Genomic DNA, 234 nt, shown 5'->3' on the forward strand with positions numbered 1-234 from the left:
CTGCAGATGCGATTCTCGCAACAGGCTTTTTGCCAGCAAACGCAAGACGCGTGCACAGGCGCTGGCGGCCTTGGACAGGTCGGCGTCGCGTCGATGGACGAGTCCCAGGTCCATCGACGGGACGGATCCTGCCATCACCGTCCTGCGTATTCTTCCCCCGTCGTGGGACCACGGCCTGAAAACGAGGTCGGAAAGAATCGTGACGCCGACATTCTGCGCGACCAGGCTGCGCAC

General features: G+C 62.8%; 1 protein-coding gene. It reads right to left on the bottom strand.

The window, feature by feature from the left end; all coding sequences use genetic code 11:
- On the bottom strand, window positions 1–234 hold a 234-nt coding region (locus SB752_RS33295; RefSeq protein ID WP_410719643.1), incomplete at its 3' end, for a LysR substrate-binding domain-containing protein.

It is taken from the genome of Brevibacillus sp. SIMBA_040 (genome assembly GCF_046535075.1).
GTDB lineage: Bacteria > Bacillota > Bacilli > Brevibacillales > Brevibacillaceae > Brevibacillus.